Annotated in this window: 20 protein-coding genes and 1 tRNA gene; 4 read left to right on the top strand and 17 right to left on the bottom strand. The window is 62.0% G+C overall.

All coding sequences use genetic code 11. From position 1 onward, the window contains the following. Positions 1-40: 40 nt before the first annotated feature. The 12 genes from tsaD to GKC41_RS07500 form a co-directional block, all read right to left on the bottom strand. Positions 41-1,084, bottom strand: a complete 1,044-nt coding sequence (gene tsaD / locus GKC41_RS07555) for a tRNA (adenosine(37)-N6)-threonylcarbamoyltransferase complex transferase subunit TsaD (RefSeq protein ID WP_154313647.1) — start codon at positions 1,082-1,084, stop codon at positions 41-43. After that, entirely contained in the window at positions 1,077-1,589 is a 513-nt protein-coding gene (rimI, locus tag GKC41_RS07550; RefSeq protein WP_154313646.1) for a ribosomal protein S18-alanine N-acetyltransferase, read from the bottom strand. The genes tsaD and rimI overlap by 8 nt, the downstream gene beginning before the upstream one ends. Beyond that, positions 1,586-2,374, bottom strand: a complete 789-nt coding sequence (tsaB, locus tag GKC41_RS07545; protein WP_154313645.1) for a tRNA (adenosine(37)-N6)-threonylcarbamoyltransferase complex dimerization subunit type 1 TsaB — start codon at positions 2,372-2,374, stop codon at positions 1,586-1,588. The genes rimI and tsaB overlap by 4 nt, the downstream gene beginning before the upstream one ends. Continuing rightward, complete coding sequence (gene tsaE / locus GKC41_RS07540) at positions 2,371-2,973, bottom strand: tRNA (adenosine(37)-N6)-threonylcarbamoyltransferase complex ATPase subunit type 1 TsaE (RefSeq protein WP_154313644.1); 603 nt, start codon at positions 2,971-2,973, stop codon at positions 2,371-2,373. The genes tsaB and tsaE overlap by 4 nt, the downstream gene beginning before the upstream one ends. Then, on the bottom strand, positions 2,970-3,947 hold the full coding sequence (holA, locus tag GKC41_RS07535) for a DNA polymerase III subunit delta (RefSeq protein WP_154313643.1): 978 nt from the start codon (positions 3,945-3,947) through the stop codon (positions 2,970-2,972). Before holA ends, tsaE begins: the two co-directional genes overlap by 4 nt. Next, positions 3,944-5,497, bottom strand: coding sequence for a ComEC/Rec2 family competence protein (locus tag GKC41_RS08875; protein ID WP_195760201.1), 1,554 nt, complete (start codon positions 5,495-5,497; stop codon positions 3,944-3,946). Before GKC41_RS08875 ends, holA begins: the two co-directional genes overlap by 4 nt. A 440-nt stretch (positions 5,498-5,937) precedes the next feature. After that, positions 5,938-6,606, bottom strand: coding sequence for a ComEA family DNA-binding protein (locus tag GKC41_RS07525; RefSeq protein ID WP_154313641.1), 669 nt, complete (start codon positions 6,604-6,606; stop codon positions 5,938-5,940). A gap of 100 nt (positions 6,607-6,706) precedes the next feature. Then, the gene (leuS, locus tag GKC41_RS07520; RefSeq protein WP_154313640.1) at positions 6,707-9,676 is read right to left on the bottom strand and encodes a leucine--tRNA ligase; all 2,970 of its coding nucleotides are present in this window, start codon (positions 9,674-9,676) and stop codon (positions 6,707-6,709) included. A gap of 75 nt (positions 9,677-9,751) precedes the next feature. Continuing rightward, on the bottom strand, positions 9,752-10,582 hold the full coding sequence (locus tag GKC41_RS07515; protein ID WP_154313639.1) for a glutamate ABC transporter substrate-binding protein: 831 nt from the start codon (positions 10,580-10,582) through the stop codon (positions 9,752-9,754). 9 nt (positions 10,583-10,591) lie between these two features. After that, positions 10,592-11,542, bottom strand: coding sequence for a magnesium transporter CorA family protein (locus GKC41_RS07510; protein WP_029678922.1), 951 nt, complete (start codon positions 11,540-11,542; stop codon positions 10,592-10,594). A gap of 106 nt (positions 11,543-11,648) precedes the next feature. Then, entirely contained in the window at positions 11,649-12,464 is an 816-nt protein-coding gene (locus tag GKC41_RS07505; RefSeq protein WP_324612100.1) for a DUF1287 domain-containing protein, read from the bottom strand. A gap of 5 nt (positions 12,465-12,469) precedes the next feature. Further along, a complete protein-coding gene (locus GKC41_RS07500) occupies positions 12,470-13,495 on the bottom strand; it encodes a D-2-hydroxyacid dehydrogenase (RefSeq protein ID WP_154313638.1) in 1,026 nt (341 codons plus the stop codon). Between the two features lie 213 nt (positions 13,496-13,708). On the opposite strand from GKC41_RS07500, the gene GKC41_RS07495 reads away from it, so the two are divergent. The 4 genes from GKC41_RS07495 to GKC41_RS07480 all read left to right on the top strand — a co-directional run bounded on the left by GKC41_RS07495 (position 13,709) and on the right by GKC41_RS07480 (position 17,683). After that, positions 13,709-13,781 (top strand) — tRNA-Ala (locus GKC41_RS07495). Positions 13,782-14,155: 374 nt separating this feature from the next. After that, positions 14,156-15,154, top strand: a complete 999-nt coding sequence (locus GKC41_RS07490) for an ADP-ribosylglycohydrolase family protein (protein ID WP_154313637.1) — start codon at positions 14,156-14,158, stop codon at positions 15,152-15,154. Positions 15,155-15,255: 101 nt separating this feature from the next. Next, entirely contained in the window at positions 15,256-16,722 is a 1,467-nt protein-coding gene (locus GKC41_RS07485) for a purine-cytosine permease family protein (protein WP_154313636.1), read from the top strand. Continuing rightward, positions 16,715-17,683 (top strand): PfkB family carbohydrate kinase, encoded by a 969-nt coding sequence (locus tag GKC41_RS07480; RefSeq protein ID WP_154313635.1) that lies wholly within the window; start codon positions 16,715-16,717, stop codon positions 17,681-17,683. Before GKC41_RS07485 ends, GKC41_RS07480 begins: the two co-directional genes overlap by 8 nt. Before the next feature lie 88 nt (positions 17,684-17,771). Here GKC41_RS07480 and GKC41_RS07475 read toward each other — a convergent pair whose 3' ends face one another. From GKC41_RS07475 to glmU, 5 genes are all read right to left on the bottom strand, one after another. After that, the gene (locus tag GKC41_RS07475; RefSeq protein WP_154313634.1) at positions 17,772-18,857 is read right to left on the bottom strand and encodes a glycerol dehydrogenase; all 1,086 of its coding nucleotides are present in this window, start codon (positions 18,855-18,857) and stop codon (positions 17,772-17,774) included. Positions 18,858-18,985: 128 nt separating this feature from the next. Beyond that, positions 18,986-19,909 carry a hypothetical protein gene (locus GKC41_RS07470; RefSeq protein WP_154313633.1) on the bottom strand — a complete coding sequence of 308 codons (924 nt, stop codon included), beginning with the start codon at positions 19,907-19,909 and terminating at the stop codon, positions 18,986-18,988. Between the two features lie 95 nt (positions 19,910-20,004). Beyond that, on the bottom strand, positions 20,005-20,745 hold the full coding sequence (locus GKC41_RS07465; protein ID WP_154313632.1) for a histidine phosphatase family protein: 741 nt from the start codon (positions 20,743-20,745) through the stop codon (positions 20,005-20,007). Then, complete coding sequence (rsfS, locus tag GKC41_RS07460; protein ID WP_324612098.1) at positions 20,738-21,214, bottom strand: ribosome silencing factor; 477 nt, start codon at positions 21,212-21,214, stop codon at positions 20,738-20,740. The genes GKC41_RS07465 and rsfS overlap by 8 nt, the downstream gene beginning before the upstream one ends. Positions 21,215-21,254: 40 nt before the next feature. Further along, positions 21,255-22,631 carry a bifunctional UDP-N-acetylglucosamine diphosphorylase/glucosamine-1-phosphate N-acetyltransferase GlmU gene (gene glmU, locus GKC41_RS07455; RefSeq protein WP_267872861.1) on the bottom strand — a complete coding sequence of 459 codons (1,377 nt, stop codon included), beginning with the start codon at positions 22,629-22,631 and terminating at the stop codon, positions 21,255-21,257. Between the last annotated feature and the right edge of the window lie 2 nt (positions 22,632-22,633).

Genomic DNA, 22,633 nt, shown 5'->3' with positions numbered 1-22,633 from the left:
TATAGTCTGAACCTTCGTATCGGACAACTTGGCGTGTCGATTACATGAGGATCCTGTCCATGGGCATGGCCGAATCGATGGAAAAGTCAGGAGCAGAGGGTGCCAGACCGGCCTGGACCAGATTGACGCCCAGCATGGCCACCATGGCGCCGTTGTCCGTGCACAGGTTGATCTTCGGAATGCGGACCTTGATGCCCTCCTGGTCACCGAATTCCTGAAGCTTGCCGCGCAGCTGTGAGTTGGCTGAAAACCCACCGCCGACAATCAGGGTATCCGTGTCGAACATGTGGCAGGCAGCCATGGCCTTGCGGGATAGGACGGTGGCCACGGAATCCGCCAGGGAGGCGCAGACATCATCCACGGGAATGTCGAGCCCGGCCTGCTGTCTGCGTTCGACCCACCGAGCCACTGCGGTCTTGACCCCGGAGAAGCTGAAGTCATAGGGATGCTCGGCTCCGGCCCGACCCTTGGTCAGCCCCTGAGGCACAGCGATGGCATGAGGGTCGCCCAGACGGGCGTGGCGATCGATGTGGGGGCCGCCGGGATAGGGGAAACCGAGCAGACGTGCTATCTTGTCGAAGCACTCCCCCGCCGCGTCGTCCAGGGTGGTGCCCACAACCTGGACCGATCGAGCCAGGTCATCCACATGCAGCAGCGAGGTGTGGCCGCCGGAGACGATCAGGGCCAGGGCATTCTGAGGGAAGGGACCGAATTGGAGCTGGGTGACCGCTATGTGGCCGATGACATGGTTGATGCCATACAGAGGCTTTTTCGCCGCCCAGGCCAGCGCCTTGGCACCGGAAACACCTACGGCCAGGCATCCGGCCAGTCCTGGTCCGGCCGAGACCGCTATGGCATCCACTTGGGACAGGTCCATGTCCGCATCCTTCAAGGCCTTGGAGACGACCGGCACAAAGGACTCAGCGTGTGCCCGCGAGGCGATCTCAGGGATGACGCCCCCATAACGGGCGTGCTCGTTCATGGAAGATGCCACCACGTTGGACAGCAGCCGGTTACCCTGAACCAGGGCGGCTGCAGTCTCGTCGCAGGTGGATTCGATGCCAAGCACCAGAGGCTCACTCATGGTCGATGATCCTTTCCTGTCCTTCCGAAAGCCTGCTGCTGACAGATCCCACCGGACCCGGCCCGACCGAGCTTAAAGGTCTGGTCATAGCCCAGGCATCCATGCCTTCAGGCTGATAGTAGCCCTTAGATAGACCCGTCTTTGAGAAGCCAAAGTCCTTGTAGAGATTGATGGCCACGGGGTTGTCTGCGCGCACCTTCAGATTCATTCGCTGCAACCCCATACGATCGGCCGAAGCAATCAGCTTGGCCAACAGAGACCCTGCAATACCGCGATGCCGTGCTTCCGGTAGCACCCCAATGGTCATCAGCTCGGCCTCCCTTTCGCCCGACCAATAACCTCCGTAACCCAGGATGGCACCCTGGTCCTCCCATACCAGGTAGGTGCGCGAGGGCGCAGACAACTCAAACCGCATCTCCTGCCTGTTCCAGGCCTGGTCGCCGAAGACGCACTTCTCCAGATTGACAAGCTGGTCCAGGTCCCCCAAGGCCGCCCTGCGAATCATGACTGGACAGCCACGTGTTTGAGCGGGTTGGGCACCGAGACGTCCGGCCGACGAAGGTAAAGCGGCTCCACCGGGTCGATCAGCCCCTGCTGGGCACGTCTGCATGCACAAGCCGCCATCAGAGCTGTCCCCTGGGTCCGATCCTCCAGGAAGGATCCTTCGTCCAGTATCACCCGTATATCCGGATGCTTATCCAGACGCTCCCACTGGTCAGCGTAGCGACCGGCTCCGTGGCCACTAATGACCAGAGTGACAGGGCTCTGATCCACAGACCCACTCTCCTTTGCAACGGCCGTGATTCTCTCACAGATAGCAGCTGGATAGTCGATGCCCATTTCGGTCAGCGGCCGGGCCGGGGCTTCCACGTCTCCAAAGTCATCAAAGAGACGGTAATAGAGCTGTCGACGTCGAGCATCATTGACAGCCAGAACCAGCAACCGGGTATGGTCTTGTTCCTGCTGACTGAACCGGCTGTAGGCATAGCGGGCCTGTGGTTCCAGGATGTCCTGCCCCAGCAGACGGGCACCGGTGGCAAAGGCCAGGGCTTTGGCGGTTACGATGCCTGCCCGCAGACCGGTGAAGGGTGCAGGACCCAGTCCCACCACGATGGTCCTCAGATCGTCTGCAGACAGCCCAGACTGGTCCATGACCTTGGCGATATTGACCTGGAGGCGTTCCACATGCGAGCGCGAGTCGGTCTCGATGCAAGGCTCCCGCCCGGGCAGCCCCACAGTCGAGCCATATGAGGTATCGATCACCAAAAGGGGCGTATCGCTCCCGCTCATGCCGTCATCGCCTTTCTCAGCTGCTCCAGTCTGGTGGCCCATGAAGGACCCACTCCACGCAGACGTACCATACGCTGACCCTGGGAGCTGGGTGGCGCGTCAGGATCTACCCTAGGATCCACGGGTCGGGCAATGCTCACTTCCAGTCGTTGATCGGCCAGCGCCGAAGCCATCTGCTCCCCCCATTCCATCAGGATGATGGTGCTTTGGCCCGGATCTTCCAACTCCTCGTCCAGACCAAGGGACTCCAGCTCGTCCAGGAGCCGATCCACTGCATCCTCGCCAGGCAGATAGTCCTGTCCGCCCAACCGATAGGCATCCACGTGGGTCAGGGTGACCGGCGAGCCGTCGGACAGATGGCCATGCAGCTCTCTTGCGATGGTGAACGTGGGCGAGACCACAGGACCGTCCACTCCAAGTCCGCTGCCCAGCCCCTGGGCCAGTGTGGTTTTGCCCGCCCCCAGAGGTCCGGACAGGAGGATCACATCCCCGCCTTGCAAACATGAAGCCAGGTTTCTGCCCAGACGCTGCATGTCCTCGCCCGTTGGCACGGCCAGTTCGAATCCATCCTGTTGCCCGGCACTGTACTGCAGACTCATGCCAATGTCCTTCCCTTGGCGGCGATCAGCTCCACTGCCCGTTCCAGAGCATAGCGGGCATCGCCGCTGCTGGTCTTGCTGACCTCATCAGCCTGGGCCAAGGCCTCGATGCAGGCCGCCAGGCCGGAGGATGTCCATCCATGCAGCTGTCGCTTCGCCTCCCGCAACTGCCAGTAGGCGGCCTTGGCCTCGGCTGTCGTGATGGATCCAGATTCGATGGCCGCCTCCTTGCCCAGCGTTCGCAGCTTCAGGGCCAGTACTCCGATAAGGGATACCGGTTCGTTGCCCTGTTCCAGAGCTGAACGTAGGGCGACGACGGCTTGGGCCGGTTTGCCAGCAAGGGCTTTGTCCGCCACGGCGAATCCCGATACAGCCGGGTTATCGGTCAGATAGCGGTTGACGATATCCAAGGTCATGGGGTCCTGGTCAAAATCGAAACAGAGCTGAGAGCACATGGCAGCCAATTCCGGAGTGCGTTCGCCCAGGACATCCACCAGACGCTGGGCCGCCCGCGGCTGGATGCGACGCTGATGGGCCTTGAATTGCCCATAAACGAAATCAACCTTGTCATCGAACTTCTTCAGATCCGGCATACGCTCTATGACTGCTCCGGCCCGTTCCATCTGATCCAGAAGCCTGCGGCCCCGGTTGCCCCCGTCATGACGTGCGATGACAATGCTGGATTCGGAACCTGCCGGCTCGCGGCAGAATTCCACCAAGGCCTGGGTCAAGGCCTCATCGGCCGCCTGAAGATCATCCAGAAGAACCACAGCCGTCTGACTGAGCAGGGAGGGTCCTACCGCCTCCTGAAAGGCGTAAGCGTCGCAGTCTGCCGCGTTCATTTCCATGTATTCGCTGTCCGGATGAGCGGCACATGCCTGAGCGCACAGCTCCTTGACGCGCTGCCCGTTGAGGAAGGGATCACCGCCGACCACCAGATGGACGGAAGGGTTCTTCTGCTGAGCTTTGGTCATGACTCAAATCTCCCTTCATCGCTGGACATTAACTTAGGTTGCTTTTTGAAGACCAACTGTGCCAGAAGGCCATAGGTCTGCCGTAGCCAGACCTTGATTGACCCCCAAGCCGATGGCCGAAAGGGAACCCCTGAATCCTCGTCTGCCACGGCTGACCATGAACGGTCCCACCTCCGGGTACGGATGAGTCGAACCAGCCGATGATCGATCACGACCATGAGACCCAGACCAAGCAGACAGGCGCTGCCGACTGGCCCCGAGGGCCAGGCCGCCGGAGCAGCCGCCTCGCCCAGCCATGTGGCGGCAAAAGCCATGACCCCGGTACCCAGGGAGGTCAAGCGGGCCAGCAAGAGCCCCAATGGGGGCCAGAGCCAGGAGGTGAGCAATGCAAGCAGGCCGGTCACGGTGGCAGCGTCGACCACAGGAGTGACCAGCAGGTTGGCCAGCGGGGCCAGCAGAGGCAGTCCGGGACTCATCAGCACCTGCACGGGCAGAGTCCCGGCCTGTGCGCACAGGGTCGTGGCCAATGGACGTGCCAGTAATGCCGGCAGATGGTCTTCAAGGAGGGCCGTCAAACGCCGGTTGCCCAGACCTATGCCAAGCACGGCACCACAGGAGAGTGCGAAGCCGAAGCTTGAAGCCATGGAAGGCCGCAGGATCAGGACCAGCAGCACGCACCAGGATAAGGTATTCAAGGACTGCGCAGGACGGCAGACAGCGAGGGCCAGCGCCGAAAGAAGCCCCATGGCCTGAGCTCGCAAGACTGAATCCCCTGGGACCATTAGCATGCCCAAGCCCAGATAGGCGGCAGACAAAACCAGGGCCATCAGCAGGGGCGGCGAGCGCAGGGACCGCATGATCGAAACCAACAGTGAGGCCAGGATCATGAAGTGCCCGCCGGAGACCGCCATCAGATGAAGGATGCCTGACGCCCGGAAATCCTGGGTCAGGCGGGCGGCATAGGCGGGTTCCACTGCCGGTCTGCTTAGGGACCCACCCGACCCGGGCAGGGCCTGGTTGCCTAGGATGCCCATGGTCAACCCCGGCACCAGGATCCGCCCCTGATCATCCAGCCTGCTGGCCTGTTCGAGAAAGGCATTTTGCATACGAGCGATTAATCGTCTACCAGGCCCTGGCGGTCTGACCTCTTTCAGGCCGCCTTCCACGGCCAGCCAAGGCATAGGGCGTCCGTAAGCGGAGGGTTCCAGGAGGCCTCGCGCGCGATACTGTCCACCCTGCTGCAACAGGCATGACCGGCTGCGGGCGAAGAGCACAATCCGTTCATCGGAAGGCATGCGCACCCCGGCCACAGTCACCCATTGCAGCCTTAATTCCACCTGACAGTCCCAGCCTCTTCGAGAGGATGCGCTCATAGGTCCCACAGCTTTGCCACGAACCTCAGCCATCGCCTTCCCCTGACGGATCTGACGGGACGCCGGCCCGCTGCGCACCGACTCATGACCGACCGCGGCAGCCAATGCTGCAGCCAAAGCCACGGTAGCCAGTACGGCCAGCGTCGGCAGCTTTTGAGGACCAAACCAAGTGGACACCAAGCTGTCCCTGATATTCGCTGCGCTCCCACAAGTTGTATTCAGACTGCGTAAGCGATGAGGCCGACGAAATACCTGACTCCTACAATCGGGGTTCTCTGTTACGACCAAGCAGACGAATTTGATGGCAAGCAGGAGCGTTGCAAGGATTAATGGAAGCGCCAGGACAAGCGGCGTCATCCAGACCGCCATGCCCATGCCTCCACCGGCTGTACTCCCACCGGCCATGTCGCCTTTGGATTCCCCCATCGACTTGGTCCAGTCACCGCCCTTGGCTGATCCTGCCGCTGATCCGCCCATGCTCCGATCCAAAAACCATGGGACCAGCAAGGCAACCGCCCAAGCCAGACAAGCGGCGGGGAGCATACGAAGGTTGCGGCTGCCGTTCTCCCGATCAGTTGCATCGTGAACCCCATCGTGAACCGCTGCATGACCGACCATCATTGCGCCGCCAAATATGGGCGTAAGCGGGCCAGGGTCTTGGCACCGATGCCGGGGACATCCAGGAGCTGGTCTACCGAGGTGTAACGGCCGCCGATGGCGCGCCGATGTTCCAATATTTTTGCAGCCTTGACCGGACCGATTCCTTTGACATTCTCCAGATCCTGCTGGCTGGCGCTGTTGATATTCACCCGTCCCGCCTGATCGTCCTTCGCTGAGGAGACACTGGAGGCCGGAGCAGCAGGGACATTACCAGTCTCTTCGGCAGGTTGGGGTGAGCCTGAAACCGGAAGTTTGGCCTGTTCACTGCCCGCTTGACCCTGAGTATCACGGCTGGGATCGTTTCCTGAGGCTTGCTTGCCTCGGTTGGCAGCCCTGTTTACATCGTTTTTCGCAGCAGCCGACGACCTGGCCCCGGATCCGTCAACGGTTACTCCTGTCGCCAGGGCCCGTCCCTGCTGGGCCAGCAGCGTCAGACTTAAGGCAAGGGCCGCCACCAGAATGAGGATGGCTGTCAAGGCCTGAAGCGGCGTAAACGACCAAACGGGCCTATCCCGTCGAAACTGGGAGTCGGCCTTGCCTTCAGCTGACGGCTCCGACCGAATCGATTGATTCAGGGCCAGAGCCTGGAGCGGCGGCGCCGGCGGCTGGGTGATATTGATGCTCATAGGCCCAGCCTGACATGGAAAAGCCCCCCGATATGAGGTCGGGGGACTATGTGGTCGAAGGTCGTCGTCTGTCCACAGCCTGGCTGCGGGCAGTTCAGGGTCAGGCTGGCACGACCGAGACGATCTTAGGCGCCTTGACGATGACCTTCCGCGGTTCCTTGCCACCCAGCCGCTCCTGGACGGCAGGCAGTGCCAGGGCCATGGCCTCTAGCTGGTCGGGCGCGATGTCGGGGCTGACCTGCAGCTTGCCGCGGACCTTGCCCTTGATCTGGACGACGGCGGTGACCGTGTCCTCGCCAAGATAGCGATCATCCCAGGTCGGCCACTGGGCATGCGCCAGGGACTCCTTGTGACCCAGACGGCTCCAGAGCTCCTCACAGATGTGGGGGGCGATGGGCGAGAGCATGAGCACCAGGGGCTCGATAGCCGCCCTGGGCGTCGGATTCAGCCCGGTCAGATGGTTGTTGAGCACGATCATCCTGGCGATGGCCGTGTTGGGCCTCATGGCCTCCATCTCCACGGTCACATCGTGGATGGTGGTGTTGAGCAGCTTCAGGGTCTTCTGGTCGGGTTCGCCCTCGTCCAGGACCACCTCGCCGGTCTGCTCGTCCACCACATTGCGCCAGAGCCGCTGCAGGAAGCGCATGCCGCCCACCACGTTGCGCGTGTTCCAGGGTCTGGACTCGTCCAGGGGGCCCATGCTCATCTCGTAGAGTCGGAAGGTGTCGGCCCCATAGGTGCGGTACATGTCGTCCGGAGTGATGATGTTCTTAAGGCTCTTGCCCATCTTGCCGAACTCTCGGTTGACCGGCTGCCCCTGCCAGGTGTAGCTGACCTTGCCGCCCTCCTCGTGCTCCTCCACCTCGGCGGCGGGCACGTACTGGCCGCGCTGGTCGGTGTAGGCATAAGCCTGGATCATCCCCTGGTTGAAGAGCTTGTGGAAGGGCTCCTTGGACGAGACGTATCCCAGATCGTAGAGGACCTTGTGCCAGAAGCGGGCATAGAGCAGGTGCAGCACCGCGTGCTCCACGCCGCCCACGTAGAGGTCGACACCGCCCGACTCCCCAGCCGTGGCATTGTGCTTCGGTCCAAGCCAGTAGTCGTATTCCTCCGGATCAACCATGTGCCGGTCATCCTTGGGGTCGATGTAGCGCATGTAGTACCAGCAGGAGCCGGCCCAGTTGGGCATGGTGTTGGTGTCCCTGTGGTAGACCTTGGGCCCGTCGCCCAGGTCCAGGGTCACGTTCACCCAGTCCTGGTTGCGGCTCAGCGGCGCCTCGGGGCTGGACTGGGCATCCTCGGGGTCGAAGGTCTTGGGCGAGTAGTCGGGCACGTCCGGCAGGGCCACCGGCAGCTGGTCGTCGGGCAGCAGGTGGGGCAGGCCCTGGTCGTCATAGACCACCGGGAAAGGCTCGCCCCAGTAACGCTGACGGGAGAAGAGCCAGTCGCGCAGCCGGTAGGAGACCGTCCCATGGCCCACCCCGGCCGATTCCAGCCAGGCAGTGACCTTCTCGATGGCCTGGTCAACCCGCAGGCCGTCCAGGCTGAGCTGGTCGCCAGCGGCATGGGTGGCCTGGACCGAAGAGTTGACCACAATGCCGTCGTGGGAGACGAAAGGCGCCTTGCCCCGGTAGTCGTCCAGTGTCTGCCCGGAATCAGCCAGTGGGCTGACCGTGTAGACGACGGGCAGGCCGTACTTGACGGCGAAGTCGTAATCGCGCTGATCGCCACCGGGCACAGCCATGATGGCTCCGGTGCCGTAGTCCATCAGCACGTAGTCGGCAGTGAAGATGGGCAGCTTGGCCCCGGTGATGGGGTTGACCGCATACAGCCCGGTAAACAGGCCGGTCTTGGCTCCGCCCTCGTCCACGCGATCCTTGGCGGTCTTGGCCTCGGCGGCCCTGCGATAGGCCTGTACACCCTCCGTGGGATTGGCATAGCCGCCCTTCCACTGCTCGGGCACGTCCTCGGGCCACTCTTTTGGCAGGTGCTGGAGCAGGTCGTGCTCGGGCGAAACCACGGCGAAGGTGGCGCCGAAAAGCGTGTCGGGACGGGTGGTGTAGACCTCCATGGTCTGATTGCCGTCAGGGCTGGGCACGGTGAAGTCCACCGAAGCCCCGTGCGACTCCCCGATCCAGTTGCGCTGCATGAGCTTGACCTTTTCGGGCCAGTCCAGAATGTCCAGATCCTCCAGAAGCCGGTGGCCGTAGGCGGTGATGCGCATGGACCACTGCTTGAGCTCACGCTGGTAGACCGGGTAGTTGCCCCGCTCGGAGCGTCCTTCGGCGGTCACCTCCTCGTTGGCCAGGACCGTGCCCAGCCCGGGGCACCAGTTGACCGGCGAGCGCGAGATGTAGGCCAGGCGGAAGTCGTTGAGCACCCCGGAGCGCTCAGCCTCGTCCAGCTCCTCCCAAGAAGCGCCGGGATGGCCTGGAATGGGCCTGCTTCCGGACTTGAAGGCCTCGACCAGTTCGCCGATGGGCCTGGCCGAGCCCGTCCCCCCGTCGGAACGGCGGTAGTCGGGGTCGTACCAGGACTCGTAGATGCGCGAGAAGATCCACTGGGTCCAGCGCACGTAGTCGGTATCGATGGTGGCGAAGGAGCGACGGTCGTCGAAGCTGAGTCCCAGCCGGTGCAACTGCCAGCGCATGTTGGCGATGTTCTGCTCGGTGGTGACCCGGGGGTGCTGGCCGGTCTGGACGGCGTACTGCTCGGCAGGCAGACCGAAGGCATCGTAGCCCATGGCGTGCAGGACGTTCTCCCCCTTCATCCGATGGTAGCGGCTGACCACGTCGGTGGCGATGTAGCCCAGGGGGTGACCCACATGCAGACCCTTGCCCGAAGGATAGGGGAACATGTCGATGACGAAGTAGGGGCTGCGACCCCCAGCGTGATCTCCATGGGCATCCGTCAAGTCACCCTTGGTGTTGGCGGCCCAGAAGGTGCCCTCCTTGTCCCAACGCTGCTGCCAGCGCTCCTCGATGGTCTGAGCCATGGCGGCATCGTAGCGGAATTGAGGCTGATCGGATTCCTGGGTCTGCTGATGATCCCTGTCTTCATTCGCGTTCATATGGTGAATTATCGCCATTCACATGGACACGGCCGGGCCGATGTCCAGCATCCGTCGTCCTTACGGGAGCCGTGCTCAGTGGTCGCCGGGGTGCAGGGTGCGGGCGGCGGCATCGATGGAGAAGCCGATTGAGCGGGAAGCCCGGCCCAGGGCGGCCTTGAAGGATCCGTCCCGCATCATCCTCTTCAGGGCCTGGTCGATGACGCCCACCAGCTCCGGATCCCCGCGGGGCACGCCTATGCCATACCGCTCATGGGAGAAGGGGTTGCCGACCAGGCGCAACTGGCCACCGCCGCGAACATGAGCCAGTCCAGCCAGGGCGAAGTCATCGCCGCTGGCGGCATCCGTATCCCCGCTGAGCAGGGCCGTGATGCACTCGGGAAACTCGTCCCGCTCCTGGACCTGAGCCTGTGGGGCTAGCGAGCGCACCAGTGCTCCGGAGGTGGATCCCGCTGCCACGCAGACCCGTTTTTGGGCCAGATCCTTCACTCCGGCGATGTCGTTCTGGGTGCGGCGAACCAGCAAATCCTGTCCGGTAGCCAGATAGGGCCCGGCGAAATCCACCAGCTTCTGCCGCTCCTGGGTGATGGAGTAGCCGGCCACAACCATGTCCACCTGGCCCTGTTCGAGCATGCGCTCGCGGTTCGCAGGCTTCACCTGGCGGAAAACGATCTGCGACTCGGCGTATCCAAGCTCGTGGACCACATACTGGGCCACGTCCACATCCAGTCCCCGGTACTGACCGGACTGGGCGAATCCAAGCCCGGGCTGGTCGAAAGAGATGCCCACGCTGATCTTGGGCCCGATGGAACCCGCACGGTAGGAATCCTCCTGAGATCCGCACCCGCTCAGGGGCACCGCCAGAACCAGTGCCATCAGAGCCGCCGCAATCCTGCGTGCAAACATGATCGATCCCTACTTGAACATTTTCGAACGTGTCAGGAACCAGGTTACCAAGGCGGTCACCAGGCCCGAAAGAATCACCACGACCGCAAAACCCCAGGGCTTGTCGGTAAAGGGCATACCGAACATACCCTGGTTGAAGTTCATGCCATACATGGAGAAGATCAGCGTAGGCACCGACAGGCTGATGGAGATGATGGTGAAGATTCTCATGACGTTGTTGACGTTGTTGGAGACGATGGATGCGAAGGCGTCGGTCATGTTCGAAAGCACGCTTGAGTAGATGTTGGCCATCTCGATGGCCTGCTTGTTCTCCGTGATCACATCGCCCAGAAGGTCCTCATCGTCCGGGTAGCGCTTGATCCGCTCCAGGCCGGTCAGCTTCTCGAGGACGATCTCGTTGGACTTGAGGCTGGTGGCGAAATAGACCAAGGTCTTGTTGAGCTCCAGCAGCATGAGGATCTCTCGGTTCTGCATGGAGTGGCGCAGCTTGAGCTCCAGCCGGTCCGACTCGCGGTCGATGATGCGCAGGTATCGCAGGTAGAGGGTGGCGTTGCGGTAGAGGATCTGCAGGATGAAGCGGGACTTCATGAAGGTGTTGAAACCCCGGATGGTGCCCTCCATGAAGGGGTGGAGCAGGACGGTGTCCTGCATGCAGACGGTGACGATCAGATCCTCGGTGACGATGATGGACAGGGGGATGGTCTCGTAGTAGTCCCGGCCGTCGCGCTCCTCGGCCCGGGGAATGTCGACGATGACCATGGTGTACTCGTCCTCCACGTCCACACGCGAGCGCTCCTCATCGTCCAGGGGGGCACGCAGGTCAGCCAGGTCTATGCCCGTGGTCTGCGAAACGTTGGCCAGCTCGACATCGGTGGGCGCCGATAAGCATATCCATGAGCCCTTGGAAGCCTTGCCGATCTGCTCGATCTGCCCGTTCATGGTGCTGAATACTCTCATCATCGCCATCACCGCCTCTCGTGCTCAAACCTGGCCGACGTTTCTGGCCGAACCGATAGTAGCAGATAACCAGTTGTCGCCGTGTTCAATTCCGCAGGGTAGTCCCCGGTCATCCCCGCCATGGCCGCAGGACGGCGGGTTGGATTTTGGAAGCGTCGAAGCGAAAATGACCGGTGATGGGACGGTGGCCCGACGAGCCCAGGTAGTCGTTCTCCCTGTCGCGCTGGCCCATGTTGTGCAGAAGCAGGGGAATGCCCCGGCTGTCCCTTCTATCGGAGGCCATGCCGATGTGCCAGGAGGTGTCGAAGATGACGATGTCGCCCTGCTGCCACTGGTCGGTGGCCGCAGTGTCGTTGGTCAGACGCTGGGCATGCCGGGACAGGAATACACCGAGGACGTTGGTCCGCCTGAAGTCGATGTTCGGATCCGGGCTGTTGATCACTCCGGCGTAGGCCCCAGGAGACGAGGCGATGTCGGCGTCGACCATGGCTTTCAAGTCGTAGCCGGCCTGCCGGAAGGCCCTCCAGATCTCGTCGGTGCAGGCGCCGCGATCATCGGGAGGATAGCCGCCCTGGTAGTAGCCACTGTCATAATGAGGATGGCGGCGGGCCTCCTGATGGGCTCCACGTACCATGGCCGTGTAGTCATCCACGCCGTCATGGTTGTAGTCCACAGGCGAGGTCAGAGGCGAATGGGCCGCGGTCTGCTCTGGAGAATACCCGGGCGGGCCGTGAGAAGCGGTCCTGGGGCCGTTTGCGGAGGAGTTTTGATTGTCTGAATGGCGAGCAGGCCCGATGCCCACCAGCCTGCCAGCCAGGGCCAAGGAGCCCGCCACAATCAATGCGAGCGCCAGCAGGACAGCCGCCCACCGCAGAACCATTGTCCGCCGATGACGGCGGCCGCTGCGGTTTCGCTCTGTAGGCACAGTGGTCACCTCATCCGGTTGCGCAGGGGCCTGCCATCCATGAATCGATGAAGGTTATCCAGGCAGATTTCCCGAACCTTGTCCATGTTGGAGGGCAGGTAGGCTCCCCCGGCTACATGCGGGGTGAGCAGGCAGCGTGGTTGCCTCCAGAGTGGGTGGTTTTCAGGCAGAGGTTCCGGTTCGGTCACATCCAGCCCTGCACCGAAAATGCCATCCTTATCCAGGGCTTGGGCCAGAGCCATGCAGTCCACCGCATCTCCCCTGCCCGCGTTGATCAGCACGGCGGTGGACTTCATCAATGCAAGACGATGGCCGTCGATGATATGTCTGGTCTGCGGCGTTGAAGGCAGGGCCAGAGCCACTACATCCATCTCAGGCAGCAGGGCATCCAGATCGTCAAAACCAGCCAGACGGTCGAACCCCTCCACCGGCTGGTCGGGATGCCGCCTGATACCGATGGTCCGAGCGCCTACAGCCTTGGCCAGACGGGCGAAGGAGGCTCCGATATCCCCCGTGCCCAAGACCAGGATCTGGCAACCGCGCGGTGAAAGGACAGCCCCGCGAGGTTCCCAACGGCCCATGCGTTGATTGTCCCGGTAACCAGGAAGGTCCTTCATCAGGGCCCACATCATGGCAAACATGTGCTCGGAGACCGACTGCCCGTAGGCGCCGGAGGCGCTGGTCAGCATGGCATCCTTGGGCAGAACCCCCGGTTTCAGGTAGGCATCCACACCCGCGCTGCTGGTCTGCAGCCAGACCAGGTTACGGCAGGCAACCACCTGCTCGGCCGGCGGATTACCCAAAATGATCGTGGCCTCCGATCGGAGGGATTGAGGGACATCGATGAGCCAATGCATGCTCTGCCGCATGTCCGTGTCGACAATGAACTCCTGATGAACGCCTGGAGCCGCCTGGAGGAATTCCTGTCGTTCGCTCTGGTCCAAGGGCAGGCAGTTGATGATGAGCTGGTCCCCAGGATGGTTCCCGTTCCGCTTTTCAGCCCGTACTTCGACATCGCTTTTGCCGGTCATGGTCCGCCGCCTTTCCGTTGCTGCCGACCCCCTTGGTCGCCCCTTGTTCATCATGCTAGCGCACTTGCAAGCTCGGGAATGACTCAAGACCATTCGAGGATAAAATCCATCAATTAGCTCACAATCCCTGCAATTCCGGGGCAACACACTGAGTTGCTCCATTCGCCAATCTCGGTGTACTATAAGCAAGGCTTCACCAAGCAAGGCAAGCACGGGGCTATGGCGCAGCTGGTAGCGCGTCTCCATGGCATGGAGAAGGTCGGGGGTTCGAATCCCCCTAGCTCCACAGATGGAATCCCGAGGTCACCTCGGGATTCTTTTTCATATCCGGATGCTGACCCATGCCGAAGCCCAGAGTAGGACACCCTGACAAACTCCGTTACGGCATCAAGGGATAATCTTCGCCAATCACTGTCGGCAATCTATAGAACCCACACCTCGATCAAAACTTTAACCTCGACTAACCAGCATTGTTTTTATCTCCCACCTAACAGGGTAGAGCTCGCTCAGACTCCCATTCTTCATTGTGAATCATGCCTGCCACAACCTTTGTGCCGACAAACCTCCAAGGGCCTTACAATTATTCTGATTAAAAATGTCGCAGTCTATCTGCAAACAGATCATGGGCTCATCGCAACGACTCCGGAGGCCTACACAACAATGACCAGAACTGAAAAGGGCGCACTTGGCGCGCTTACCGGGCTGTCCTTGGGGGACGCGCTGGGCATGCCCACGCAGAGCATGAGTCCAGCAGCCATCCATGAGGCCTACGGCAGAGTCGACACCCTTCGTGATGCCATTGCGGATCAGCCGATAGCTCCCGGTATGCCTGCGGGGGCTGTGACCGATGACACCGAGCAGGCGCTGATCGTGGCGGAACTAATCATCGATGGCAAGGGACACATCGATCCAAAGGAATTCGCCAAGCGCCTTCTGGCCTGGGAGGACGATATGAAGTCGCGCGGATCGCTGGACTTGCTCGGGCCCTCCACCAAGCTGGCCCTGGAACAGGTTCGCCAGGGCGCAGACATCATGACCACGGGAAGGACCGGCACCACCAACGGGGCCGCCATGCGAGTCACCCCGGTAGGGATAGCCAACAGGCCCAAGGACACCAGGAGGCTCGCCAATCGCATCTACGAGTCCTGCCAGGTCACCCACGACACGGTCGCAGGCTTTCAAAGTGCCGCGCTGATCGCTACGACAGTCAGTCTGGGAGTTGAGGGAATGACCGTTCGCCAGGCACTGAATGAATCCCTACGCCTGGTGCCAGCCATAGAGACCCCCGGGGCCTGGACTCCCAAGGCGTCGGTCCCCGCACGTGCCCGCCAGGCAATACGACTGTCTGAGGAATTCAGCGATGAGGACGATTTCGAACGCCACCTCATTGAAGACTGCGGAACCTCGGTCGAGTCCAATGAGTCCGTGGCAGCCGCCTTCGCCCTGACCTGGAGGTTTGCCGACGATCCCCAATCGGCTCTGTTCACTGCGGTCAACCTTGGTGGTGATACGGACACCATCGCCGCAATGACCGGAGCAATGACCGGCGCGTGCACCGGCCCCGAGGTCTTCGACTCTGCACTCTGCTCCCAGGTGGCTTCGGTATCCCACCTCGACCTGCAGCAGACAGCCCGAGGCCTGATTGCCCTAAGGCAGTAAAGCGTAAAACTGATAAGACTGAATCAGCCGGGAATACGAAAATATAGAGTCCAGGCAATCCTCGCTACATCCAGTACATCGTGAGTCAAAGGAGACAATCCATGTCAACTGCACCAAAAGAGGGCACCATCCTCTCCAGGGTTGAGCAAAGGGGCATCGAGCCTGTGCCCGAGGACCAGAGGAACGGGTCGCCCGGTCAGCTCTTCTGGGTCTGGTTCGCCGCCAACATCTCGATCCTGGGAATCCCTCTGGGAGCTACACTGATCGCCCAGGGCCTCAACCTCTGGCAGGCCGTGCTCGCCACGACCATCGGGGCCTTCGGATCCTTCGCCCTGGTCGGCATCATCTCCATAGCCGGCAGAAGAGGCGGTGCCCCCACGCTGACCCTGTCCAGGGCCATTTTCGGCGTCAGAGGCAATGCAGGCCCCACCCTGGTTGCCCTTCTGTCCAGACTGGGCTGGGAGACGGTGAACACGATGACCGGCGCTTTTGCACTGCTATCCCTGGTCGCCATCATCTTCGGTACTTCAGCCGATGCCAAGCGCTCTCCCTTCCTGACCTTCGTCTGCATTGCCCTCTTTGTGGCCCTGACCGTGGTGGTCTCGGCCGCTGGTCACGCCTTCATTCTGACCGTGCAGAAGTGGGCCACTTGGATATTCGGCGCCCTCACCCTCCTGGTGGCCATCTATCTGGCGACGACCGTCGACTGGTCCTCCTTCATTGGCAATGCTCCCGGCTCAGCCAGCGCCTTTCTGATCGGCGTGGGCACCATAGCCGCAGGAACTGGCATTGGCTGGGTCAACTCCGGTGCAGACATGGCCCGCTACCAGAAGACCTCGGTGAAATCCGGCTCTCTGATCCTGACCGCAGCGGCAGGCGCCGGCATCCCCTTAGTTGTGGTCATCGGCCTGGGATCGGTCCTGACAGCAGGCAACTCCACCATTGCCTCCGCCGCTGATCCGGTCGCCGCGGTTCGAAGCGCCCTACCTGCATGGGTCTCGATCCCCTATCTAATTGCCGCATTCGCCGGACTGCTCATGTCGAACAACCTTTCCGTATATTCGGCCGGCCTGACCACCATCACCCTGGGCATCAGAATCCCCCGCGTCTATGCGGTCGTCGTCGATGTGGTGGTGACCACCTGCGGAGCCCTCTACTTCACGCTGGGTTCCGACGGGTTCTACGGCCCCTTCGTCACCTTCATCTCCCTCTTGGCAGTGCCGCTGAGCACCTGGGCAGGCATTTTCCTGTCAGATATGATCTTCCGCAAGCGTTATGATTCGGACGGCCTTCTGAACCTTCAAGCCGATTCCCCCTACTGGTACTGGCACGGAGTCAACCTCCCGGCCATGATCAGCTGGCTGGTGGGGATAGTCGTCGGCTTCCTGTTCGTGACGGCCCAGGTCTCCAAGAACGAGGTCTGGTTCTCAGGACCGCTGGCCGGCAGCTTCCTGGGAAGGAACGGCCTGGCGTGGCTGGTATCCCTTCTCCTGGGAGGAATCCTCTACGCCATTTTGCACCTCCTCTCCAGGGATTCCGTGGCGGTGAGGGGCAGCGGCAATGACTGAGCCAAGGATCCTCCATCTGGGTCAGGTGGTGATTGACCTGAGCATGGACATCGACCACCTTCCGGAACGTGGCGGGGACATATTCGCCAGACGGAGCGCCATAAAGGTCGGCGGCGGATACAACGTGATCCACGCAGCCAGGCAGATGGGGGCACCGATAGCCTATATGGGGGCGATTGGCACAGGTCCGATGGCGGATATGGCCCGTGGAGCCCTTGCCGCCCTTCAGGTTCCCGCCCAAGGGCCTGTGCTGGACGACTGTGATACCGGCTATTCAGTGGCCATGATCGAGCCCTCGGGGGAACGCACCTTCGTATCGACAAGGGGCGCAGAGACCCGCGTGCCGGAGGGAACCTACGAAAGCATGGACTTGGTTGCCGGCGATATGATCTACCTGAGCGGGTATTCCTTCTGCCACAAGGACAACACCCGAAGCCTGGTCGGGTTCGCACACTTACACCAAGGCGAAGGATTCCCTGTGCTCTTCGACCTGGGACCCATGGTGGCCGATATTGCACTGGATGTGCTTGATACGGTCAACGGATTGCATCCGATCTGGTCTCTGAATGAACGCGAGGGACCAATCCTAGCGCAACGTCTGGGGTGCCAACCCGAAGCCGGCGACACAACCGAGCTGGAATCCCTCTGCCGCTCGCTTTCGCTGAGATTGGACAGTCCGGTGGTTCTCAGGACCGGCGCCCGTGGTGCCTGGTACTGCCAGCCCAAGGATGCGAGGCAAATCAAGTACATTCCCACCCCACAGGTCCAGGCCATAGACACCAACGGTGCCGGCGATGCACACTCGGGCGTCCTCTGTGCGGGCATATTCCAAGGCCTGCCCATCGAAGAGGCACTGACACTGGCCAACTGCGCAGGGGCCCTTTCCACTACACAGCCAGGTCCAGCCACATGCCCTGAAGAGGAAGCCATACGAAAGGCTGCCGCCTCCCTGCAAAGGTGACCAGCGCAAAACCAGTCAAAATACAGGCGGCCGCCGACGTCATACCGGCGGCCGCCTGGCCTTTACAAAGGAATCAGAGCAAGAGAACTCAGAGCTGCTTGCCGAGCTGATCGGCAGCACGCAGAGCGTGAGCCACGTCGGTGGGGGTCACCTCGAAGGGCATGTTACCCATGGTTTCGTCAGGACCGCAGGCGTGCTCGCCGACCTTGAGCAAGTCCTCATCGCTGGCCTGACCGATGCCGATCTGCTCCAGAGAGGTGGGCAGACCCACGCTGCGGAAGAAGTCGTAGACCCTACGGGTCTCCTCCAAAGGCCGATCCTCAAGAACCAGCTGGGCCAGGGTGCCGAAGGCCACCTTCTCGCCGTGCAGCATGGAATGGGTACCCTCCAGGGCGGTCATTCCGTCATGAATGGCATGGGCTGCAGCCAGGCCGGAGCTCTCGAAGCCCAGACCACTCAGCAGGGTGTTGGCCTCGATGATCTTCTCCAGAGCGGCTGTGCGCACACCGGCCTTGACGGAGGCCACGGCCTTGACGCCATCCTCCAGCAGGGTGTCGCGGCAGAGACGGGCCAGGGCGAAGGCGGCCATGGTGGCGTGTCCCCCGGTCATGGTCACCGCGTTCGACTGCACGCAGGCCGCCGCCTCATAATAGGTGGCGAAAGCATCGCCCAGGCCGGCCACCAGTGACCGAAGCGGAGCCTTGGCAATCACGTCGGTATCCATCAGGACCACATTCGGGTTGGCAGGCAGGGGCAGGTAACGATCGAAGACACCCTCAGGCGTGTAGAGTACGGACAGCCTTGAGCAGGGCGCGTCCGAGGAGGCTGCCGTGGGCACGATCATGACCGGCAGGTGGGCGAAATGGGCCACGGCCTTGGCTGTATCCAAGGTCTTGCCACCGCCGATACCGACCACCACATCGCTGTCACCCAGATGGGCACGATGACGGTCAATCTCCTCCATGGAGCACTCGCCGCCGAATTTCATCAGTTCGTAGGGGATCCCATCGTGCTCAAAGGAGGCGACGATGTCGTCGTGGTAGAGCCCGTCGATGACCGGATCGACGATCAGATGGGCGCCCTTGGTACCCAGAGCCGCGTATTCTCCAGCCAGCTTTCCCATGGCGCCCTCCTGCTGGACATAGGAGCCTGGAGAGCACAGAACCTTGCGCATATACACACCTTTCTCATTGCTGATCCCGCCTTCGGGACCAAATCCTTAGGAACGGGCCTCTTGGACCGCCCGAAAGTGACCCTAGTCACATTACATGGTGGGATGGGTGTGCCGCGCCGGACGGCAGGTCAGTTATGGGGAGATGGGCTGGTTGTGCTCGTCGGGGACGATTGTGGCGTAGGAGTCGTGCTGGAGGGACTGGGCGTGGAGCCTGTCGCGTCGGCAGACGGTGAAGGCGAGCTCGAGGGGTTCCCTCCCTGCTGCTGACCCTGCCCGGATCCGGATCCCTGTTCGCTGCCTTGGTTCTGATTCGACCCGGAGGGCTGGTTCTGAGGGGCACCGGGAGTCGCCTGATATTCAGGCTCCTCGGTGCGCCGCGCGGGCTTGGAGGGGGTCTCCTCCTCCTGGCTGGGGGTTACCACCTGGCTGGTCGGTGGGCTGACCACGTTACGAACCACCTTGTCGGTGCCTTCGCCCTTGGTCAGGGCATTGATGGCCAGGGCGGACAGCAGTACGGCCACCAGGGCGCTGACCACGGAGACGATGATGACGTTGCGGCGGCGCTGATCCAGCTTCTTCTTGCTGATTGCCGCGATGGAGGCCGCATGGGTCCGTGGACCATTGCTGGACGAAACGGTCCTGCCGGTCTTGGATGCCGACTTTTCGTCACCGACGGGAGGCATGACCTGCGTGGAACCATCCACCGGGACCATGACCTGGGTGGACCCGTCGGCGGGCTCGCTGGAATCGTCAGAACGAACCTTGCCCTGAACCGGCAAGGTCGTGGTCTGTCCATCGGCGTCCGAATCAGTTTTGGAGTCGTCATCGTCATGGTCGGCAGTGCCGACCACGGACTCCTGCAGCTTCTGGCCAGAGGCTTCCAGAACATTCTTGTAAATCTGCGAGGCCACGGCAGAGACAATGGAACCGATGGCAACGCCGATGATGGATCCAGCCACGCCGATCTTGGCGGCCAGCCAGAAGGAGGTCATGGCTGCAAGAGCGCCGGCGATGATCTGCGCCCAGGAAATGTCATGAAAGAACTGCTTCACTCCGACCCCTTTTGATCCTATGGCTGGTGGCTGCGCTCTTATGGTAGCTGGTCGTCATGGCGATACTGTGATGGCATGCCGACCGCCCATGAGCCTCAGTCGGTCTGGACCAGCCCCCGGGGATTGTCCCAGTCCCCCCGCATGGCGATGGCCGGACCGCGATTGTAGTCGATCATGGACCAGCGTAGACCGCCATCCGGCAGGTCTCTTGGCATCAATCGGGCCCAGTGGGCGTTGCGCATGGTGACCAGGCCCAGGTATTCGGGATATGCGTCGGCCATGCCCAGTAGAGCCTGAAGGGCCTCAGCGATAAAGGAACCATGGGAGAAGACCATGAGATCCGTGTCCGGACCAGCCCGATGGATCCACCGGTTCAGGGTTTCCAGGCCTCGTTTGCCCACCTGAGGCTTGGTCTCAGCACCGTGGCGCAACTCTCCCCCGGCGCCCCTGGACCAGGATTCGTAATCCTCGGGCCAGCGTTGACGAACCTCCTCGGCGCTGGCTCCCTCCCACTCGCCGAAGCCACGTTCACGCAGCCCGGGATCAAGATGGACCGTCTGACCCAAGGGGTCGGCGAAGGCGTGGGCGGTGGCGGCAGCCCGACCCAGGTCAGAGGAGACCACCAGCAGATGACGGTCTTGAGGGGCGCCATCCACATACTCAGCCCGAAGTTCCTCGGCGGTCCTCTCCACCTGCCAGCGGCCTACGCTGTTGAGGGGAATGTCGACCTGGCCCTGCATCCTGTGCCCGGCATTGTATGAGGTCTGCCCATGACGGACCACGGTCAAGGAGCGCACATGCCGTCCATCCCCGGCGGCGGTATCCGAATCAGTCATGGCTTTCCTGAGGGTCAGCGAAACGGCTGCGCAGATCATCCCCATTCAGGTCATCCGCCTTGGAAGGCACCCGGCCATCCGGGTCATCATCGGCAAGGGTAAAGGGGTGCTCCAGCTGCAGGTCCACCTGCGGACAGTCCTTCCAAAGCCGTTCCAGGTCGTAGTAGGCACGGGCCTGCTTGTGCATGATATGAACGACGAAATCACCGTAGTCAAGCAGAACCCACTGGGCCTCCTGGACGCCCTCCCGCGAGCGCGGATCCAGATTCTTCTGCAGGTGGAGCTGCTTCTCCACCTCCTCGGCGATGGCCAGGACTTGACGTTCATTGCTGCCGGTGGCCACCATGAAGATGTCGGTGATGGCGATGGGCTGTGAGACGTCGAAAGCCACGATGTCCATGGCCTTGACATCATTGGCGGCCCGAGCGGCCACCCGGACCGCGTCGATGGATTCCTGCAATGCTGGCACTTGTCACGCCTTTCCTTGTTGTCAAGCAGATGCTGTCAGGTTACCGCTCCCAGGCGGGTTTCCAATCCGGAACCTGGTGCTGGTCGTTGGTGGAATAGACCATGGCCCCATCCTCGACCGGATGGCGGATGACCGATCCGGCCCCGGTTGTAACTCCGTCGCCCACCTGGACGGGAGCTACGAAGAGGTTCCCTGCGCCCACGTGCACTTCCGATCCGATCTCGGTGCGATTCTTGTGCACGCCGTCATAGTTGGCCGTGATGGACCCGCCTCCCACGTTGCTGTCGTGGCCTATGTGGGCATCCCCAACATAGGAAAGATGAGGCACCTTGGTCCCGTGGTCGATGGTGGCCTTCTTCATCTCCACGAAGGCCCCGGCCTTGGTGTCCTCGGCAAGGACGTTGCCGGCCCTCAGATAGGTCCATGGGCCGATGTTGGCCCTGGCTCCGATCCGGGTCTCCTGCACGCGGGAACGCTCCACCTTGGCCTGCGGCTCGACGATGGCATCAATCAAGGTGGTATAGGGGCCGATGACCGCATCCGAGGCGATCTCGGTATGACCCTGCAGGAAGCATCCGGGCAGAATGACGGCATCCTGCTGGATGACCACATCGTCCTCGATCCAGGTGGTGGACGGGTCCAGGATGGTCACCCCCTGGCGCATGAACTCCCGGCAGACCCGCAGATTATGGGCCTTGGCCAGATCGGCCAGCTGGATCCTATCGTTGACGCCTTCGACCTTGAGTGGATCAGGGGCAGCGAAGGCCCCGACCCTGCCCAGGCGGCGGGCTGTCTCCAGGGCATCGGTCAGATAGAACTCGCCCTGGGCGTTGCTGTCATCCAGACCGCGGACCGCCTGTCGGAGCAGGTCTGCCTCGAAGACGTAAACGGAGGTGTTGACCTCCTTGACGGCCAGCTCGGTGCCGGTGGCGTCCCGCTGTTCGACGATGCGCAGGACCCGTCCATCCTGGTCACGGATGATGCGGCCGTATCCGGTGGGGTCGTCCAGATTGACGGTCAACACCGTGGCTCCGTCGCCGGAGCTGACATGGTAGTCGAGCAGGCTACGCAGCGTGTCCGCGCCCAGCAGGGGCATGTCCGAGGCGACGATCAGCACCTGGCCGTCGTGCCGAAGCTCCCCATCCAGCTGGTCCACGGCGCACTGGACCGCACGCCCCGTTCCCGGTCGGCTGTCCTGACGCACGATGCGCACCTGGGAATCATAGGAGCGTGCAGCCTGCGCCACCAGGTCGGCCTGATGATGAACCACCACAGCCGTGAGCTCGGGATTGAGCGCAGTCACCGAAGTCATGACCCTCTGCAGGAAGGTCTTGCCGGCCAGGGTGTGCAGAACCTTGGGATGAGCAGAGCGCATGCGAGTGCCCTCGCCTGCGGCCAGAATGATGCCAGCGGTCAGCG

Origin of the sequence: Bifidobacterium asteroides (assembly GCF_009683175.1) — a bacterium.
GTDB classification, from domain to species: Bacteria; Actinomycetota; Actinomycetes; order Actinomycetales; family Bifidobacteriaceae; genus Bombiscardovia; species Bombiscardovia asteroides_H.
Note: the sequence above shows the minus strand (reverse complement) of the source record. Positions and strands in the feature narration are given on the sequence as shown.

Coding starts and splice junctions, on each gene's coding strand:
- GKC41_RS07485 (WP_154313636.1), top strand. CDS start 15,256: ATGTCAACTGCACCAAAAGAGGGCACCATCCTCTCCAGGGTTGAGCAA.
- GKC41_RS07465 (WP_154313632.1), bottom strand. CDS start 20,745: ATGACTGATTCGGATACCGCCGCCGGGGATGGACGGCATGTGCGCTCC.
- tsaD (WP_154313647.1), bottom strand. CDS start 1,084: ATGAGTGAGCCTCTGGTGCTTGGCATCGAATCCACCTGCGACGAGACT.
- holA (WP_154313643.1), bottom strand. CDS start 3,947: ATGACCAAAGCTCAGCAGAAGAACCCTTCCGTCCATCTGGTGGTCGGC.
- GKC41_RS07475 (WP_154313634.1), bottom strand. CDS start 18,857: ATGCGCAAGGTTCTGTGCTCTCCAGGCTCCTATGTCCAGCAGGAGGGC.
- leuS (WP_154313640.1), bottom strand. CDS start 9,676: ATGAACGCGAATGAAGACAGGGATCATCAGCAGACCCAGGAATCCGAT.
- GKC41_RS07500 (WP_154313638.1), bottom strand. CDS start 13,495: ATGACCGGCAAAAGCGATGTCGAAGTACGGGCTGAAAAGCGGAACGGG.
- GKC41_RS07515 (WP_154313639.1), bottom strand. CDS start 10,582: ATGTTTGCACGCAGGATTGCGGCGGCTCTGATGGCACTGGTTCTGGCG.
- tsaB (WP_154313645.1), bottom strand. CDS start 2,374: ATGAGCGGGAGCGATACGCCCCTTTTGGTGATCGATACCTCATATGGC.
- GKC41_RS07490 (WP_154313637.1), top strand. CDS start 14,156: ATGACCAGAACTGAAAAGGGCGCACTTGGCGCGCTTACCGGGCTGTCC.
- GKC41_RS07525 (WP_154313641.1), bottom strand. CDS start 6,606: ATGAGCATCAATATCACCCAGCCGCCGGCGCCGCCGCTCCAGGCTCTG.
- tsaE (WP_154313644.1), bottom strand. CDS start 2,973: ATGAGTCTGCAGTACAGTGCCGGGCAACAGGATGGATTCGAACTGGCC.
- GKC41_RS07480 (WP_154313635.1), top strand. CDS start 16,715: ATGACTGAGCCAAGGATCCTCCATCTGGGTCAGGTGGTGATTGACCTG.
- GKC41_RS07510 (WP_029678922.1), bottom strand. CDS start 11,542: ATGATGAGAGTATTCAGCACCATGAACGGGCAGATCGAGCAGATCGGC.
- rimI (WP_154313646.1), bottom strand. CDS start 1,589: ATGATTCGCAGGGCGGCCTTGGGGGACCTGGACCAGCTTGTCAATCTG.